The organism is Streptomyces sp. NPDC002886, from assembly GCF_042888445.1.
Taxonomy (GTDB): domain Bacteria; phylum Actinomycetota; class Actinomycetes; order Streptomycetales; family Streptomycetaceae; genus Streptomyces.
This window is the reverse complement of the sequence record NZ_JBIAPV010000016.1, coordinates 23,386-39,161: the sequence shown is the minus strand read 5'-3', so window position 1 is coordinate 39,161 and position 15,776 is coordinate 23,386. Positions and strand designations below refer to the sequence as shown.

Here is a 15,776-nt window from a genome sequence, read left to right as displayed (position 1 = left end):
GAGGACCTTTCGTCGTCCCCGCGGTCGCTTCGGTTCGGCCTCGACGACGAAGGCGCGGATGAGCGCCGTCGGCCCTCGGCCGCGCTATGGCAGTCGAACGGTGGGCACCCTCCCGGCTTCTGGCGAGCACCGCCCTTCGGGGGCCGGGCGATCGCCGAGCCCTGGTCCTTGGCCCTTCTCGGTGGCGACCGCAGTGGCGGAGAGGAGCGTCGCGGCGGCGAGGCTGCCCCAGAGGGCGGACGGGCCGTGGGGTGCGAGAGAGGTGATGACCGCGGGAGAGACGGCGAGGCCGAACCCCGTGGAGAGCTGGAAGCGGGCGAGGGCGCGGCCCAGGACAGGGGCCGGGGCGAGGGCCGTGACGAGGGCGGTGGCGCTGCCGGCGTAGAGGATCTCGCCGATGGTGCAAACGACGGACACCGCGGCGACAGCCGGGGCACCCCAGCCGTGTCCAAGTGAGGTGGCCGCGAGGAAGCCGAGGTAGGACGCGGCGAGTACCACGCCCGCGAGAGCCAGCGAGGTCCGCCGGGAGAACCGGGACATCAGGACGGTGACCGGCACCTGCAGGGCGACCACCAGCACCGTGTTGGCCACGAAGATGGCCGCCGACCACACCGGGGACGCGTGAAGCTGAGTCAACAGGACCAGAGGGAGGGCGATTTCGGGGACGTTGAGGCAGAAGACGTAGACCACGTTGGCGGCGAACAGCCCGCGCATCCGTGGTGCGGGCCCGTCGCCCCCGCTTCCGTCCCCGCTTCCGCACCCCTCCCCGTCCTTGGCCGGGGCAGCGGCCGGGCGCGCGTGCAGGTGGACCGACCATGTCAGGGCCGCCGCCGTGAGGTAGGCGAGCCCGGTGACGGCCGCGAGCGCCTGCAACGCGGTGGCGCCGCCCGCCAGGCAGACGGTGGCGAGGAGCGCGCCCACGCCCAGGCCCGCGTTGCGCAGGGCGCGCCCTGCCGCGAGGGCGATGTCGCGTTCCCGGCCCTGGGCGATCGTGGCCACGACAGCCGCGTGGGCGGCCGGCCACGCCTGGTTGCCCATGCCGAGGAAGAGCGCCGCCGCCGCGAACAGCCAGACGTGCCCCGCCGGGGTGGCCAGCAACAGCGCCACGCCCAGCACCCGTACCAGCATCGACGCCGCGACGACCGCGCTGCGTGCGCCCCGGTCCAGCCATCGGCCCACCGCGGGCATGCACACCAGCCCCACGACGATGCCTGCCGTCATGGCGATTCCGGTGGCCGGCGCGGCCAGGTCCAGCACGGTCACCCCGTAGAGCAGCAGGAAGGGACGCAGCAGGCCGGTGCCGAGTGCGTCCACGGCCAGGGCGACGGCGTAGCGGGGACCTCCGGAGGCACGGACGAGGGCGCGGGGTCGGATCTTGGTGGTGGTGGTGGTTGCCATGGCCCCACGGTGCGTCCGGGTGCCGGGCGGGGTGCGACGGTTGACGGACATCGTCAACCGTCGCTGTCGTCCGCCGACCGGTCGGTGATGATGAGGGGGTGACGTTGAGGATCGACATCGGCGGACTGCCGTCCGAGCGGCTGCGGTTCGCCGCCTCCCCGCTGGCCGAGCTGACCGCGATGCTGCACGTGCTGGCCGAACCCGGGCATCACCCGCAGCTCGCCGGCTGGGCCGGGGACGTCTGGACCGGGCTGCGGCCGGAGCTGGCCGAGCGGTTGCGGGAGGCGGAGTTCCTCTGGCGGTCCTCACGGGCCGACTTCCTGGTCCCCGCCCGGCCCCAGGCGACCCTCGCCGAGGAGCTGGACGGTGTGGACCGCATCGACGACGAAACGTACGTGACCGCCGCGCTCGTCACCACGTGCGGCAGCAACCGGGTCCACTTCGCCGCGCCGTCGCCGCTCGCCGACCCGACGGCGCGCGAGCGGGTACTGGACCTGGCCCAGGCCCGCGGCGCGCTCCAAGAGGCCTTCGCGGAAAGGCTGCTCGCGGACCCGTCCGCCGTACGGGCACGGGTGCGCGACACCCTCGAACAGTGCGCCGAGGCCTTCTTCGACGCAGCTTGGAAGGGCGTCGCCGTGCGACTCGCGACCGACCTGCGCCTGAAGAACGACCTGCTCAAGCGCCAGGGCATCGGGGCGGCACTCGCATCGGTCTCCGGCGCGGTCACCCTGGCGCCCGACGGCGACTGCGTCATCGTGGACAAGCTGCAGGACAACGCGACCTCGGCCCACGGCACCGGACTCACCTTCATCCCCAGTGTCTTCGGCCGCCCGCACCTGGTCGCGGTCCACGCGCCCGGATGGCAGCCGGTGGTGCAGTACCCGGTGGCGGAGCCGGGCCCGGCAGAACCCGTATCGCTGGCAACGGTCACGCTGAGACTGGACGCACTCGCCCATCCGGTACGGCTGCGGCTGCTGCGCACCCTGGCCCGCGGCCCGCACACCAACGGTGAACTGGCCCACGCCTGGGAGCTCTCACCCCCGGAGGTCTCCCGCCACCTCGCCGTCCTGCGCCGCGCGGGCCTGCTCACGGCCCGCCGACACGGCCGTTACGTCCGTTACACCCTCAACCTGCCCGACCTGACGGCCCTGGGCTCCGACCTGCTGGCGGCCGTACTGCGCTGAGCGCTCAAGCCCGGCCCTGCCCTCACCGGTTGTTGACGTCCCAGGCGTGGAGGGACCAGTCGACCGTGTGCCAAGGCTGCTGGAGATCCCGGTCCTGGAGTACGGGGGCGGCGGGTGCGAGCGGGACGGCAGGCACCGGCGCACCGGCCGTCCGCGGGGGCTGGTTCCCGAAGCGCCTGGCGTACTCCTCGTTCGACAGGATCAGCAGCTCACCCTCGTCGTCCGGGGCGGGACCCGCGCCAGGCCGGGGCGCGGACACCGGGACACCGGTCGGCACGAGGTGCGGCCCGGCCGCGGTCCTCGTCTCGGTGGCCTGTGCGATGGTGACGGGCAGGGACAGCGTGAGGGCCGCGACGGCCGCAGCCGCAGCCCGCTTCTTGATCGTCATGGGCCGGTTCTAGCCGCTGCGGCACCGTCAGTGGCAGGCCCGCGAAGAAGGATTCACCCGTCCGGTCAGACCAGTTCACCGGGGAAACGTCACTGCGCAGCCCCGGGCACCGCGGACCCGGCGCCCGTACCAACCGGGGCGGATCAGGCTGCCTTGCCCTGCTTCTGCTCCTTGTAGAAGTCGGTCATGTCCGCGACGTCCGAGGCCGGGGGCACTTCGACGGTCTTCGCGGTCCCGAAGGAGAGGAAGTCCATCTTCATGCTCATCGCGCCGATGGCCTGGTTCAGCCGTGCCGGCATCCCGTTGTCGTCCAGCCACACGTCCGTCACGATCTCGCCGGACACCCCGAGGTGCTTGTACATGTCGCTGGCGGCGGCACCCATCTTCGCGGCGGGGACCGAGGCCCGGTAGTGCTTGGTGTTCCTCCCGTTGACGCTTTCCGCGCCGATCAGGGATGCGGTTTTCGCGTACTTCAGGCTCTTGAGGGCCGCCGTCGGGTCACCCTGTGCGGCGGACGCCCCCTTCTCGCCGAGGACCGCGGACATCTCCACCCGGATCCAGGTCTTGCCCTTGTACGGGCCCTCCTCGATCCGGTCTACCTCGTAGTAGTAGGCGCCCTTCGCGAGGCGCATCGTCACGGTGCCGTCCTCGACCATCTCCTCCATCTGGAGGTCCTTGGCCGGCATCACGGTCTCCATCGCCACGCCGTCGCCCCAGGAGTAGAGGCCCTTCATCGTCACCGGCTTCCCGCCGGTGTCCGGGCTCGTCACCGTGGCGATGATGTCGGCCGAGCTCGCCCGCGAGGCCTCATCGGACGCGTGGGACAGCGCCCCGAGGATCGCCTGGGCGGACTCGCCGGCCTTCTCACCGGCCTTCTGCGTGACGGCCCCCGCCGAGCAGCCCGCCGTCCCCACCACCACGGCCGCCGCAACCGCGAAACCGGCCATCGTCCTGGTACTCATTTCCCCACCCCTGCATGCTGTCTGTTCGTGTTGCCTACGGATACGCGCCGCCCCCGCGGTTGTGTTCCGTCAGGGGCGGCCGTGTGCACCGGCAACCCCTTGCCGGCGCGAAGTCGAAGGATCATCGCACGCCCCTCTGACATCGCGCTCGGCACCCCATGCCCTTTCGGAGCGGAAGAATCCGCAGCTCACATACGGTGGAGGGGCCGCATGGACGAAAGGGCGCAGACAGGGACGACACCAGCCCCGCGCCACGTCCCCGCCCCGGACGCCGCCGGGCCTGGGACCCCGCCGCTAGCGCGGCGACACCCAACGCCGGCGGCCCGTAGGTGTCGTCACGCTGAGGACGTGGCCGCGCCTCGGTGCGTCAATGCCGGCAGGACGGCCGGACGCGGAGCAGCTCGGTCCGCAGTACGGGTGCGCCGTCGACCGGCGCCGGGTCCTCCGCGGTCGCTTCGATGCCTCCGGCGGCGACCTTGTCGAGTGTCGTCAGGCCGTCTGTGCCGACCGTGCCGAACACCGTGTAGTTCGGTCGCAGCGCGGAATCGCCGTAGACGACGAAGAACTGCGAACCGTTCGTGTTCGGACCGGCGTTGGCCATCGCCAGCAGGCCGCGCCCGTAGAGGCGGCGCGCGCCGGTCGGATCGGTCGGTGCCGGCGGCAGGTCCACCGGCAGCTCGTCCTTGTACTTGTACCCGGGCCCGCCCTCACCGGTACCGGTGGGGTCACCGCACTGCAGGACCTTCAGCGTCGGGTACGCCGTCAAACGGTGGCACACCGTACGGTCGTAGAACCCGTGCCGTGCCAGGTGCAGGAAACTCTGGACCGTGCACGGCGCCTTGGCCCGGTCCAACCGCAGCGGGAGCGGGCCCTGGCTGGTCGGGACAGCCATGTCGACCGTGCCCCGACTGGGGGTGCGCCGCGGGTCGGGCGGCAGCGGAACAGAGCGCGCCGGCGGCTCGTCCGGGGTCTGGGTGTACTGGCAAGGGCCGTGCGTCGTGCGCGGCGGAGCGCCGTCGGAAGCGGTGGCGACGCTCCCCCCGGACACGACTAACCCCACGGCCGCCAATGCGCTGATCAGTGCTCGCTTCATCTCGTACGCCCTCTCGATGATCGCCAAGTCCTGGAGCGGTCGCAGTCTAGGGCGGGGGCTTGATCCGCGGGAATAGTCAATGACAGGCGGCCGGTTCGACCGACCCCATGGCAGTCGGTGGGTGCCCGGCACTCCGAGGAGGGGGGTGGATTGCCGGGCACCCGGCATCAGGGACGGTCCTGTCCCGCGACCCCCGCTGCCGTGAAGACCCAGGTGCGCATCGGACGGTCAGGGGTGCCGACGGGTGCGCACAAGGGAACTCGGCCCCTTCAACGACCCAGAAGACAAACGGTTCTGCACACACATCCCGACCCCGGTTCCCGGGATCGGGCCGCGGGATGTCACGGTGCGTCGCCGCGCTACATCTCCACGGCGGGTTTCATCCTGCCGAAGGTCCAGGTGCGCTGGTTGTGGGCGATCAGGACGGCCAGGGCGAGCGCCCCCGCGAGGTATCCCGTCAGCATGAGCACATCGAACCAGAAGTCCTGTTCCCTGCCGCCGGAGATGGAGACGCGCAGCCCGTCGATCAGGTACGACATCGGCAGAACCGGGTGCAGGGAGGTGAAGGGCTGTGGTGATGTGAGGACGGGGTACGTGCCGCCCCCCGAGGTCAGCTGCAGCATCAGCAGCACGAGCGAGAGCAGCCCGCCGACCACGCCGAGGGCGGCTCTGAGGGCGTAGGAGATCGCGGTGAACGACGCCGCGCCCAGCACCATGATCCCGACGGTGTGCACGGGCTGGAGCGGGTCGAGGCCGAGGCCCAGGTCGACGGCGGCGTAGAGGACGCCGACCGCGAGGACCCCGATGCCCAGGATCGGCAGCCAGCCCCCGAGGGCGATGGTCGTCGAGGGCAGGTCCCCGGCCAGCGCCCTGGAGTTGAAGGGGCGCAGGATCTGGTAGCCGAGGAGCCCGAGGACCCATAGGGCGATGCCGAAGAAGAAGGGGGCCAGGCCGCGGCCGTTGACGTGGGCCGGGTTCTCGACGTCGGTGCGGATCTCCACGGGGTTGGACAGTACGTCGGCCATTTTGGCCCGCAGGTCCGGACGGATCGAGGGGATCTTCTTCACGCCCGCGTCGAGTCCGTTCGCCAGCTCGTTCGCCCCCGTCTTGAGCCGGACCAAGCCGGTCGTCAGCTCGTTCGCGCCGTCCTTGGCCTTGCCCAGGTTGTCGCGGAGCAGGTTCGCGCCGTCCGCGACCTGGTGGGCGCCGTCGTTGAGGAGCTGGACCTTTGCCTGCGCTTCGGCGACAGTGCCCGGGAGCTCGGCGATGCGGGCGGCGGCCTGGTCGACGATGCCCGCCAGGCGCCGTACGGCGGCGTTGATCCGGTGCTGGGACGTGTTGACCCATTCGGCCGCGATCTTCACGTCCTTCGTCAGTTCGACGAGTCCGCTGCACACTGGGCCGGGGTCGCCCGCACACCTGTGCTTGACGTGGCGGTGGACCGCGGCGGCCGCTCGGGCCGCCTTCGTGGTGGCTCTGGTGAGGTCGTCAGAGAGCGTGAGCACGGTGTTCTCGCCCGTGACGAGGAGTTTCGCGAGCGCTCCTAGCGTGGGTGGCACCGTGGTGGCCTTGGTGAGGAGGCGCTGGAGGGCGTGCAGGTCCTTGGAGACCTTCACGGTGGTCCGGTGCGCGGTGGTCGCCGCCTGGATCGCGTCGCGGCAGACGGGGCCCCGGTCTCCGGCGCACAGCTGCTTGACCGTCGTCAACACGGCCGCGGTGTCGACGACCCCCTTGTCCGCCAGCTGGGTCAGCACTTCCACCGTCGAGGATGCCGCGCCCGCTCCTTCCCGGACGGCGGAGGCGATGTGCGCGGCCTCTCCCTCGGCCATCGCCACGGCCTCGTCGACCGCGTCGACCAGCTGCTGGGTGCCGTCGGCCACCTGTCCGGCGCCGTCGGCCAGGGTTTTCGAGCCGTCGGAGAGCTGTGTGATGCCGTCGGCGAGCTTCTGGGCTCCACCGACCGCCGTGCCCGTGCCCGTCGAGAGTTTCGCCGCGCCGTCCGCCGCCTTGGTCATCTGGTCGTGCAGCTCGGGCAGCTTCCCCAGTACGCCTTGGGTGTAGGCCTTGAAGGCCGCGGAGTTGACGCGGCGTTGCAGCTCCGGCTCGGCGGATTCGCCCATCTTTCCGATGGTGAACCCGCGCGCGTCGTTCAAGGTGAAGGTGAGGTGGGCGCGCCGGGGCTCCAGGGACAGGGGGCTGGCCAGGTCCGCGCTGAAGTCCCGGGGCACGGTCACGATGAAGTAGTAGGTGCCGTCCTCGAGCCCGCGGCGGGCCTCGTCCTCGCTGACGAACCGCCAGCCCAGGGTGTGGTCCTGGGTCAGCTCCTCGACGAACTTGTTGCCCGCGTCGACGGTCTTGCCCATCGCCGCCACCGGCTGGTCCAGGTTCACCACCGCCACGGGTACGTTCTTCAGCCTGCCGTACGGGTCCCAGTTGGACCACAGGTACAGCCCGCCGTAGAGCGTCGGCAGCAGGACCAGCGCGAGGGGGACCAGGCGGCGGACCAGTGGACCGGTCGTGAACCGGGCGAGCTCGACGGCGGCGAGCCGCAGTGCGCTCATCCGGCCGCCCCCTGCCCGAGGTCGATCACGGCGTCCACGTCGGCCGGAGCCGCGCACGCGCTCGCCACGACGGCCACACCGGAGGCGGCGACCTCGCGCAGATACGTCCAGGCCCGTTCCAGATCCGCGGGGACCAGGCCGTCGTCCACGTCGTCGACGAAGACCGCCTCGGCTCCCGAGGCCAGGGCCAGCCCGACGTCGATCCGCAGCCTGTCCGCGGCGGACAGTTCGCTGTACCGCTGGTCCTGGTCACCCGGGAGCTCGCCGCTCAGGCCCTGGTCTCGCAGAAGTTGGCCCACCTTGCGGTACGCGTCGGTCTCCACCACGCCGGTGATCCGGGCCAGGGAGGCGATCTCGCGCACGTCGGCGCCCGGACCCTCGCCCCGGCCTCCCTTCAACCGGCCGGCCAGGACCATCAGCAGGCTGGACCGGCCGGAACCTCCCGGGCCCACCACCGCGACCAACTGCCCCTTACGGATCTCGGCGTCGAGGGGACCGAATACCGACCCCTCCGGTCCCATCAGCGAGAAGCCTTTTAGCGAGATCATTCGCACACAATAAGGGCATTTACTCCCAATTTTTATTCATGATGACACGCCATAAGACGCCATAAAGAAGAGCAACCCCCGTTCGTCCGATGAGCATTTGATCTCTATCGGGCGAGGAATTGGTTGCTTACGAACATCGCAGCGGTGCGACGCCGGTGGATCTCCCGGTCTACCGGCGGCCGTAATCAGACGCGGAAGACCGATCCCACGAACTCCGCCAGGAGGCGTTCCTTCAAGGGACCCGGCAGCACGTCCAGCAGCATGAGGACGGGGGCCGTCCGGGCGGGCAGCTTTCCGTCGCCGCCGAGGCCCGCGAAGGCCAGGACGCCGGCGATCTCGTCGGGCCCGAGGGTCTCCGGGTCCAGCCCGGCGGCCAACTCGGCCAGACCCGGGTCCACGGTCACCGGTGGGAGCGCGCGGCTCGCGGCGAGGGCGGCGGCGAGGTCCGTGACCAGGGCGTCCACCTGGCCGACGGTGGCCGGGGTCAGAGTGAGGTGCAGGTTGGGCGGCAGGCCGTCGAAGGAGAGCTGGGGCTGCAGGTACCAGCCGCGCTCCCGCATCTCGTCGGCGAGGTGCAGCAGCAGGCTGAGGTCGGGGGCAGCTTCGCACTCCGGGCCGCCACTGAGCGCACCGGCGCCCCGGGGAGCTCCGGTCGTGAACGCCACCAGTCCGGCGGTCGGTTCGCCCAGGACGCGCAGGCCTTCGATCCCGCGCAGCCCTGCCAGCAGCCGGTCCGACGCCTCGGCCACCCGGGCGGCCAACGCGGTGTAGCCGTCCTCACCGACGTACTGGAGCACCGCCCATGCCTGGGCCAGCAGGCCGCCGGACTTCGTGCCCTGGACCGTCGGGTTGACCACCGGGTAGCCGGGCCAGCCCGCGTGGGCGAAGTACTGGTACCGGCGCAGCTCGGCGTCCCGGTACAGGACGACGGAGGCGCCCTTGTCCGCGTACCCGTACTTGTGCAGGTCCACGGAGAGGGAGGTGACCCCGGGCACGGACAGGTCGAACGGGGGGACTTCGCGGCCGGCCCGTCGCAGGTGGGGCAGGAGCCAGCCGCCGATGCAGGCGTCGACGTGGCAGAGCACGCCGCGCCGGGCGGCTGCCGCGGCGATCTCGGGCACCGGGTCGATGACCCCGTGGGCGTACGAGGGCGTCGAGGCGACCACGAGCGCCGTGCGGTCGGTGAGCGCGGCGGCCATGGCGTCGGCGTCGGCGCGGAAGGTGACCGGGTCCACGGGGACGACGACGGTCTCCAGGCCCAGGTAGTGGGCGGCCTTGTGGAAGGCGGCGTGCGCGGTGGACGGGAGCACGAGCTGAGGCGCGCTGATCCCCCGCACGGCCCGCGCGTGATCCCGTGCGGTCTTCACCGCGAGCAGGATGCTCTCCGTCCCGCCGCTGGTGAAGGTGCCCTGGGCGCCGGGCGTCCCGAGGACCGCCGCGACGGCGCCCACCAGGTCGTTCTCCAGTCGGGCGACGCTCGGGAAGACGGTCGGGTCGAGCCCGTTGACGGTGGCGTACGCGGTGTACGCGGCGGCGGCCAACTCGTCGAGGCCCTCCAGGCCGGCGTCGTAGACGTAGGCGAAGGTCCGGCCGCCCCGGGTGGGCGCGTCGCCCTCCCGCAGGGAGCGCAGTTCGGCGAGCACGTCGTCCGGGGTACGGCCGCCCGGCAGGGCGCGGGTGGATTCAGTCGACACGGGTGTTGTTCTCTTCCTGCCGGGGCGGTGCGGACGGTACGGGTCCGGGTGAGGGGTCGTGCGGGGTGGCCCCGGTGGGGTCCTCGCGGTAACGGTGCAGCAGCCACAGGCTGGCGGCGGTGAGGACGGCGGGGAGCACGCTCATGCCCGCCGCGATGCCGGTGAGGGCCGCCTCGGGCTGGGCCACCCGGTGGTCCGCGTCGGAAGAGCGGAACCCGGTCACCGCGAGGACCAGGGCGAAGACGCCGGCGCCGAGCGCGAACGCCAGGGTTTCCGCGGCCGTCCACAGCCCGGTGAACGTAGCGGCACGGCGCTTGCCGGTGCGGGCCGCGTCCGCGGCGAGGGTGTCCGCCAGCATGGTCAGGGGGAGCAGCTGCAGTCCGGCGTAGGCCACTCCGACGACCGCGACCGCCGCGTAGCCGAGACCGGCACCGGCCGTCGGGGTGAGGGCCAGCAGCAGGGCGCCGGCGAGGAACAGCAGCGAGGCGGCCCACTGCGCGTTCTTCACACCCCACCGCCGGGACAGCCCGCTCCACAGCGGCATGAAGAGGACGAGGGGGCCGATCAGACAGGCGAAGAGCGGGGTGACGGCGGTGGGCGAGCCGAGGGTGTACGTGGCGAAGTACTGCACACCGGCGAGCATCACGCCGACGGCGAGGGCCTGGAGCGTCCACATGCCGGCCAGGTGGAGGAACGGCCGGTGGGACCGGGCGGTCGCCAACTGGGCGCGCAACGACGGCTCGGACTCGCTGCGGGCGGCCCGCGGTGCCCACCGGGTGGTGAACCAGGCGCCGAACATGCCGAGGGCAAGCAGTACGGCGACGGCGGCCCCCATCAGCCGGTAGCTCGCCGGACTGCCCCCGTCGGCCTGCGCGAGGGCCGGCGCGAGCGCTCCGGACAGCAGGATCGCGACGCCCAGGAAGCCCACGCGCCAGCTGAGGATCCGGCCGCGTTCGGCGGGGTCCTCGGTCATCTCGGCGGGCATCGTCACGTAGGGCACCTGGAAGACGGCGTACGCGGTGGCGGCCAGCAGGAAGACCACGGCCACGTATCCGGCGGCGGCCGCACCGCGCAGCGGGGGCGCCGCGAACAGCAGGACGAACAGCGGGGGGAGGGTGCAGGCACCGATGAGCAGGAAGGGCCGGCGGGGGCCGCCGCGCAGCCGGCTGCGGTCGGACACCACGCCGACCAGCGGGTTGATCAGGACGTCCCACGCCTTGGGCAGGAAGACCGCCGCCCCGGCGACGGCCGCCGGGACCGCGAGGATGTTGGTCAGGTAGTAGAGCAGGATCAGCCCCGGCACGGTGGCGAACGTGCCGGTGCACAGGGAGCCGAGGCCGTACCCGATCCGCACGCGACGCGGCAGGGGCGGGGCCGGCGCGCGGTGGGCACGGAGGTCTGCTGGCATGCGCAGATCATCAGCGAGCGGACGAGGGGGTGGCAAGGGGTGAGTATGACAGTGGCATGAACTCCACTTGCGGACCCGACCGCCCCGACCTGCCCCGACCTGTGCTGCTGCGACCTGCGCTGCCGTGTTCTGTCCTGCCGCGACCTGCGCTGAGCGGCCGCCTTCCCCGACTCCCGGGCGGCCTGCCTCCAGGCCGACAGCCTGGAGCGCATCGGCGAACTGGTGTCCTGGACCAGGAACCGGACGGTGAATGGGTAGCCGCCGTAGATCCGAGTTTCCGTCCCCCCGCTACAGCCATTCCTGGTTGAAGTTGGGCGAGTAGTTGTAGCCCCACTGCGTCACCGGAGCACCGTTGTCGGTGCGCCACGCCGGGATTTCGAGAACGAGCAGACTCTCCCGGTTCCAGATGTGCTGGGTGTAGATGCCGTCCCCATCCCGGTCGGACCAAGCCCACCGCCACTGCTGGTTCGCGCCGCCGGTGCAGTCCCACTGCCGGGCCGGCGCGCCGTAGTCGGTGCGCCAGTCGGCGATCTCGAGGCACTTCCCGCTGGCCTCGTTCACGAACTTGTACCAGGAGCCGCCTTGGGGGATCAGCGCCCAGTTCTGGTTCGCGCCGCCGGTGCAGTCCCACTGGCGGACCGGCGCCCCGTTGTCGGTGCGCCAGTCGGCCACCTCCATGCACTTCCCGCTGTTGAAGTTCCGGATGGTGTGGCCGGGGATCGCCGCCGAGGCGGAGGAAGCCGGGACCGCGGCCAGCAGGAGGCCTGCGACGCCCGCGACGGTAAGAAGGTTTCGGAGCGACTTGGCGCGTTTGATGGTGATCACGATTTTCCCCCGGATGACGTCTGTGACGTTGGTCGGACGTCACAGAATCTAGGCAGGAGCCGATCGCGGCACTTGACGATCAGCGCGGGGTTGCCTAACTCTCGGCGCGGACCGAGCGGGGCTGAGCCCGTACGCCGCCCGGAAGGGCGTGCTGAGGACCGCCAGGTCGCCAAAGCCCCAGCGGACTGGAACGACTCCCCGCAGTCGTGCCGCTTGCACACGCCCCTCCCCAGGTCGGCGTACGCCACCCCGTGACGGACCACCCCGGCCGCTTCCCCCTGCGCACTTCTTCCACTCCGTCGTCTCCGACGCCCTCGCCGACGCGGCACGCCGTACCCCGGCATCGCCGCTGGCCTCATCCGTCACCGCTGCTTGAAAATGAGCACCAACCCGGATCAACGGCTACGGCAAGATGGCTCAAGTGAGCGAATCGACCGAGCAGGTGCAGACCGCCGATCACCTCTGGCGGGAATTCCGCCAAGAGCCCTTCCCCGACAGCCTGCGGCATGTCACCTTCGGTGGCACGGACGTGTGGCTCATCGAATTCGACATCGCCGGCTGCGTTGTTCGCTGGCTCGACAACGGCGGCGCTCTCGACTCGGAGAACAGCATCCTCCTGCAGAGCCGCATCGAGGACCTGGACCGAGTCATCCCTGAGGTCGATGACCCTGTAGGAGCCCAGTACTGCCGGCAGTTGCGCCGGCTCGCTCTCCTGGTGTCGAGGCCCACTCGACGGTGTCGGCAGCGTCGTTGACGCGTGCGGAACCAGATGCGGACCGGGCCGCGACCGGTTGCGGCCGGTCAGCGGTGTCGGCGGCGCAGGAGTGCGAAGGCGGCGACGATCGCTGCGGCGGCGAGGGTCAGCAGGATCGCGCTCTCGACCAGTTGCAGCGGCCAGAAGTGGGACTCCGGGTGGTAGCGGGTTTCCATCTGGTCGACCCCATCGGAAAGGTTCCAGTGGTTCCCGGCGCCCGGGAGGCCGTCGAGGGCGGGCCAGAGCCGGGGGCGGAGCAGGCCGATCACCGCCCAGACGGTCCCGACCGCGGTCACGGCCGCGGCCATGGCGGGCAGCGTGCGTCCGATCAGCAGGCCGGCCAAGGCGCCGATGGCGATGCCGAGGAGGGCGTATCCCACCGCCACCGGGCCGATCGCCCCGTACATGGGGAGGTCGTACCACTGGATCGGGTACCAGGTGTCCAGCGTTCCCCGGCGGATCCAGGCCGTCAGCAGCACGAACACGGGCAGGACGAGGAGCACGGCGGCGACAGGCACCGCCAGCTTCGCTGCCAGCCAGCGGGCCGGACTGACCGACTGGGTCCACTGGAGTCGGTAGGTGTCGGATTCCAACTCGCGCCCGATCAGCGGACCCGCGACGAACGCGCCGAGGAGCAGGGGCAGCACACTGACGGCGAGCGCGACGAAGTCGAACATCTTCTGGACGTACAGGCTGCGGGAGAGGAAGCTGCGGACTTGGATGCCGCAGCCCGACACCGTGTTCTCCACCTCGCAACCTGTCGCCGCGAAGTCCTGTGCCAGTGACTGGACGTACCAGCGACCGGCGGGCAGGGCGATGGCGGCGGACAGCACCAGGGCGAACGAGACCCACAGAACGTGGCGGTGCAGACGGACGGTGACGCGAAGGGGTCCGCGCAGTTCGAGGAGGGTCATGCCGCCGCCTCCACGGCCGGGGTGAGCAGGACCGGGGCGTCGGGGGCGCCTAGGTGGGCGAGCACCAGTTCCTCCAGGGTGGGTTCGACGGCCAGCCAGCCGTCGCTGCCGGTGTTCACGGTTCCCTCCGGACGGATCAGGGCGGTGAGTTGGCGCCCGGTGGAGCGCGTGGAGATCACTGTGTGCGGGGCCAGGTCGCGGATCGGGCCCGTTACCAGGGTGTGGGCTCGCAGCAGGCCGTCGACCGGTCCGCCGAGCCGGACGCGTCCGCCGTCGATCAGGAGCAGGTGGTCACAGGCGTCCTCCAGCTCGGAGAGGATGTGTGAGGACATCAGGACGGTGGTGCCGTGTTCGGCGGCCGTCGCCAGCAGCACCCCCATCAGTCCGCGGCGGGCGAACGGGTCCACGTCGGACAGTGCTTCGTCCAGGAGCAAGAGCGTGGGCCGCTTGCCCAGAGCCAAGGCGAGGGCGAGCCGGGAGCGTTGGCCCCCGGACAGGGCGCGGACGCGTAGGGCCGGATCGAGGTCTCCCGCCTCCACCACGTCGCCCGCGGCGACCGGGTCCCAGCGGTCGCGATTGAGGTCGGCGCCCATCCGGAGGGTGTCGGCGACCGTCAACTGCGGGTAGAGCGGCTTGTTCTGGGCGACATAGGCAATGGCCTCGCGGGCCGGCGTCGTCACCGTGCCCTCGGTGGGTTTCAGCACGCCCGCGGCCAAGGCCAACAGGGTGGACTTACCCGCCCCGTTGGGGCCGATCAGGGCACATATACGGCCGGCGGGAAGCCTGAACGAGCAGTCCCTCAGGGCCCAGCCATCGCGGCCGAACCTCCGTCCGAGGCCTTGCGCTTCGATGCCTGCCGTCATTCCTCGTCCCCCTTGTTCGATTCGTTCGATTCACTGCCGGATCCGCTCAGCACGGAGGTGAACAGTGCGGTGATGTCGTCTTGCTCCAGGCCCGCCAGCCTGGCCCGTGCGAGCCACTGCGCCAGCTCGGTGCGCAGTTCCCCGTCCGCCGCCCCGCCCTCGCCCAGCGTCCGCAGGACGAAGGTGCCGAGCCCTCTGCGGCCCTCCACCAGCCCCTCGCGTTCGAGTTCCCGGTACGCCTTGAGCACGGTGTTGGGATTGACGGCAAGGGCCTCGACCACCTCACGGGCAGTGGGTAGGCGGTCCCCCGGCTCCAGCAGGCCCAAGCGAAGGGCCTGTTTGGTCTGCTGGGCGATCTGGAGGTAGGTGGCCACACCACTGCGCCGGTCGATGCGGTACTCGATCACGTCAACCATCCCCCTTTCACTAGGGAAGTAGTGAAAGAGTGACGTGTGGGCGTCCCGGCTGTCAAGAGCGCTCAGGTACCGACGGCACCGGCGCCGAGGCGGCCCGACTCTTCGCACTCGGAGGCGGAGCCGCAGGTCCGGTGGGACGGGAGCCCGACCGGCCTTCCCGGGCCACGGGTACACTCGATGAGTTTGATCAGCTTTCGGACGCCGTACTCGACGCAGTACCGGGTGCCGGACTTGCCACAGGAGCCACCGCCGAGATGATCTCCCTGCGTGAAGTGCTCGACAGCGACCTGCCTGTCTTTTGGGGGCACCTCTCCGACCCCGAGGCGCAGCACGTGGCCGCTGTCACCAGGGCGTACCACTACGACAGGGAGCACTTCGACAGCCACTGGGCCAGGATCCGCTCCAACCCCGATGTCCTGATGCGCACCGTGCTCGCCGACGACGAGGTGGTCGGCCATGCCGCGGTGTACGGACCGCCGGACGAACGCGAAGTCACTTACTGGATCGATCGAAAGCACTGGGGCCGTGGCATCGCCACAGCCGCGCTCGCGGCGCTGGTCGATCTCGTGAGCGTTCGGCCGTTGCGTGCCCACGCGGCAGCCGACAACGCGGGCTCGATCCGCGTACTGGAGAAGTGCGGCTTCGTCGTCACCGGGCAGGGAAGGGGTTTCGGCCAAGCGCGGGGCGGCGAAATCGACGAAGTGCTGCTCACCCTTTACTGAAAACAGCCCGGCCGCCTCGTGACAGCCATGCGCGGCCGGCCGCTTT

At 71.1% G+C, this 15,776-nt stretch carries 15 protein-coding genes; 3 read left to right on the top strand and 12 right to left on the bottom strand.

Going from position 1 to position 15,776, the window contains the following annotated elements:
* Positions 1–84 precede the first annotated feature (84 nt).
* Positions 85–1,398: an MFS transporter gene (locus tag ACFYYB_RS39960; RefSeq protein ID WP_389443232.1), complete on the bottom strand. Its 1,314-nt coding sequence runs from the start codon at positions 1,396–1,398 to the stop codon at positions 85–87.
* Between the two features lie 98 nt (positions 1,399–1,496).
* Here ACFYYB_RS39960 and ACFYYB_RS39955 point away from each other — a divergent pair, with 98 nt between their 5' ends.
* Positions 1,497–2,582 carry a DUF5937 family protein gene (locus ACFYYB_RS39955; RefSeq protein ID WP_389443230.1) on the top strand — a complete coding sequence of 362 codons (1,086 nt, stop codon included), beginning with the start codon at positions 1,497–1,499 and terminating at the stop codon, positions 2,580–2,582.
* A 22-nt stretch (positions 2,583–2,604) separates the two neighbouring features.
* Here ACFYYB_RS39955 and ACFYYB_RS39950 read toward each other — a convergent pair whose 3' ends face one another.
* From ACFYYB_RS39950 to ACFYYB_RS39915, 8 genes are all read right to left on the bottom strand, one after another.
* Entirely contained in the window at positions 2,605–2,970 is a 366-nt protein-coding gene (locus tag ACFYYB_RS39950; RefSeq protein WP_389443228.1) for a hypothetical protein, read from the bottom strand.
* A 143-nt stretch (positions 2,971–3,113) separates the two neighbouring features.
* The gene (locus ACFYYB_RS39945; RefSeq protein ID WP_389443226.1) at positions 3,114–3,932 is read right to left on the bottom strand and encodes a hypothetical protein; all 819 of its coding nucleotides are present in this window, start codon (positions 3,930–3,932) and stop codon (positions 3,114–3,116) included.
* Between the two features lie 367 nt (positions 3,933–4,299).
* Positions 4,300–4,824 carry a peptidylprolyl isomerase gene (locus ACFYYB_RS39940; RefSeq protein ID WP_389443224.1) on the bottom strand — a complete coding sequence of 175 codons (525 nt, stop codon included), beginning with the start codon at positions 4,822–4,824 and terminating at the stop codon, positions 4,300–4,302.
* 560 nt (positions 4,825–5,384) lie between these two features.
* Positions 5,385–7,586: a YhgE/Pip family protein gene (locus ACFYYB_RS39935; protein WP_389443222.1), complete on the bottom strand. Its 2,202-nt coding sequence runs from the start codon at positions 7,584–7,586 to the stop codon at positions 5,385–5,387.
* Positions 7,583–8,134, bottom strand: coding sequence for an ATP-binding cassette domain-containing protein (locus ACFYYB_RS39930; RefSeq protein ID WP_389443220.1), 552 nt, complete (start codon positions 8,132–8,134; stop codon positions 7,583–7,585). Before ACFYYB_RS39930 ends, ACFYYB_RS39935 begins: the two co-directional genes overlap by 4 nt.
* A gap of 185 nt (positions 8,135–8,319) precedes the next feature.
* On the bottom strand, positions 8,320–9,828 hold the full coding sequence (locus tag ACFYYB_RS39925) for a pyridoxal phosphate-dependent decarboxylase family protein (protein ID WP_389443218.1): 1,509 nt from the start codon (positions 9,826–9,828) through the stop codon (positions 8,320–8,322).
* The gene (locus ACFYYB_RS39920) at positions 9,818–11,236 is read right to left on the bottom strand and encodes an MFS transporter (protein ID WP_389443216.1); all 1,419 of its coding nucleotides are present in this window, start codon (positions 11,234–11,236) and stop codon (positions 9,818–9,820) included. Before ACFYYB_RS39920 ends, ACFYYB_RS39925 begins: the two co-directional genes overlap by 11 nt.
* Positions 11,237–11,524: 288 nt before the next feature.
* Positions 11,525–12,061 (bottom strand): RICIN domain-containing protein, encoded by a 537-nt coding sequence (locus ACFYYB_RS39915; protein WP_389443214.1) that lies wholly within the window; start codon positions 12,059–12,061, stop codon positions 11,525–11,527.
* 421 nt (positions 12,062–12,482) lie between these two features.
* Here ACFYYB_RS39915 and ACFYYB_RS39910 point away from each other — a divergent pair, with 421 nt between their 5' ends.
* Entirely contained in the window at positions 12,483–12,815 is a 333-nt protein-coding gene (locus tag ACFYYB_RS39910) for a hypothetical protein (RefSeq protein WP_389443212.1), read from the top strand.
* A 47-nt stretch (positions 12,816–12,862) separates the two neighbouring features.
* Here ACFYYB_RS39910 and ACFYYB_RS39905 read toward each other — a convergent pair whose 3' ends face one another.
* From ACFYYB_RS39905 to ACFYYB_RS39895, 3 genes are read right to left on the bottom strand one after another with little or no spacing between them, the layout of a single operon-like run.
* The gene (locus ACFYYB_RS39905; RefSeq protein ID WP_389443210.1) at positions 12,863–13,729 is read right to left on the bottom strand and encodes a hypothetical protein; all 867 of its coding nucleotides are present in this window, start codon (positions 13,727–13,729) and stop codon (positions 12,863–12,865) included.
* Entirely contained in the window at positions 13,726–14,592 is an 867-nt protein-coding gene (locus ACFYYB_RS39900; protein WP_389443208.1) for an ABC transporter ATP-binding protein, read from the bottom strand. The genes ACFYYB_RS39905 and ACFYYB_RS39900 overlap by 4 nt, the downstream gene beginning before the upstream one ends.
* Positions 14,589–15,008: a GntR family transcriptional regulator gene (locus ACFYYB_RS39895; RefSeq protein WP_389443206.1), complete on the bottom strand. Its 420-nt coding sequence runs from the start codon at positions 15,006–15,008 to the stop codon at positions 14,589–14,591. The genes ACFYYB_RS39900 and ACFYYB_RS39895 overlap by 4 nt, the downstream gene beginning before the upstream one ends.
* 254 nt (positions 15,009–15,262) lie before the next feature.
* On the opposite strand from ACFYYB_RS39895, the gene ACFYYB_RS39890 reads away from it, so the two are divergent.
* Positions 15,263–15,730, top strand: coding sequence for a GNAT family N-acetyltransferase (locus ACFYYB_RS39890; RefSeq protein ID WP_389443204.1), 468 nt, complete (start codon positions 15,263–15,265; stop codon positions 15,728–15,730).
* Positions 15,731–15,776 lie beyond the last annotated feature (46 nt).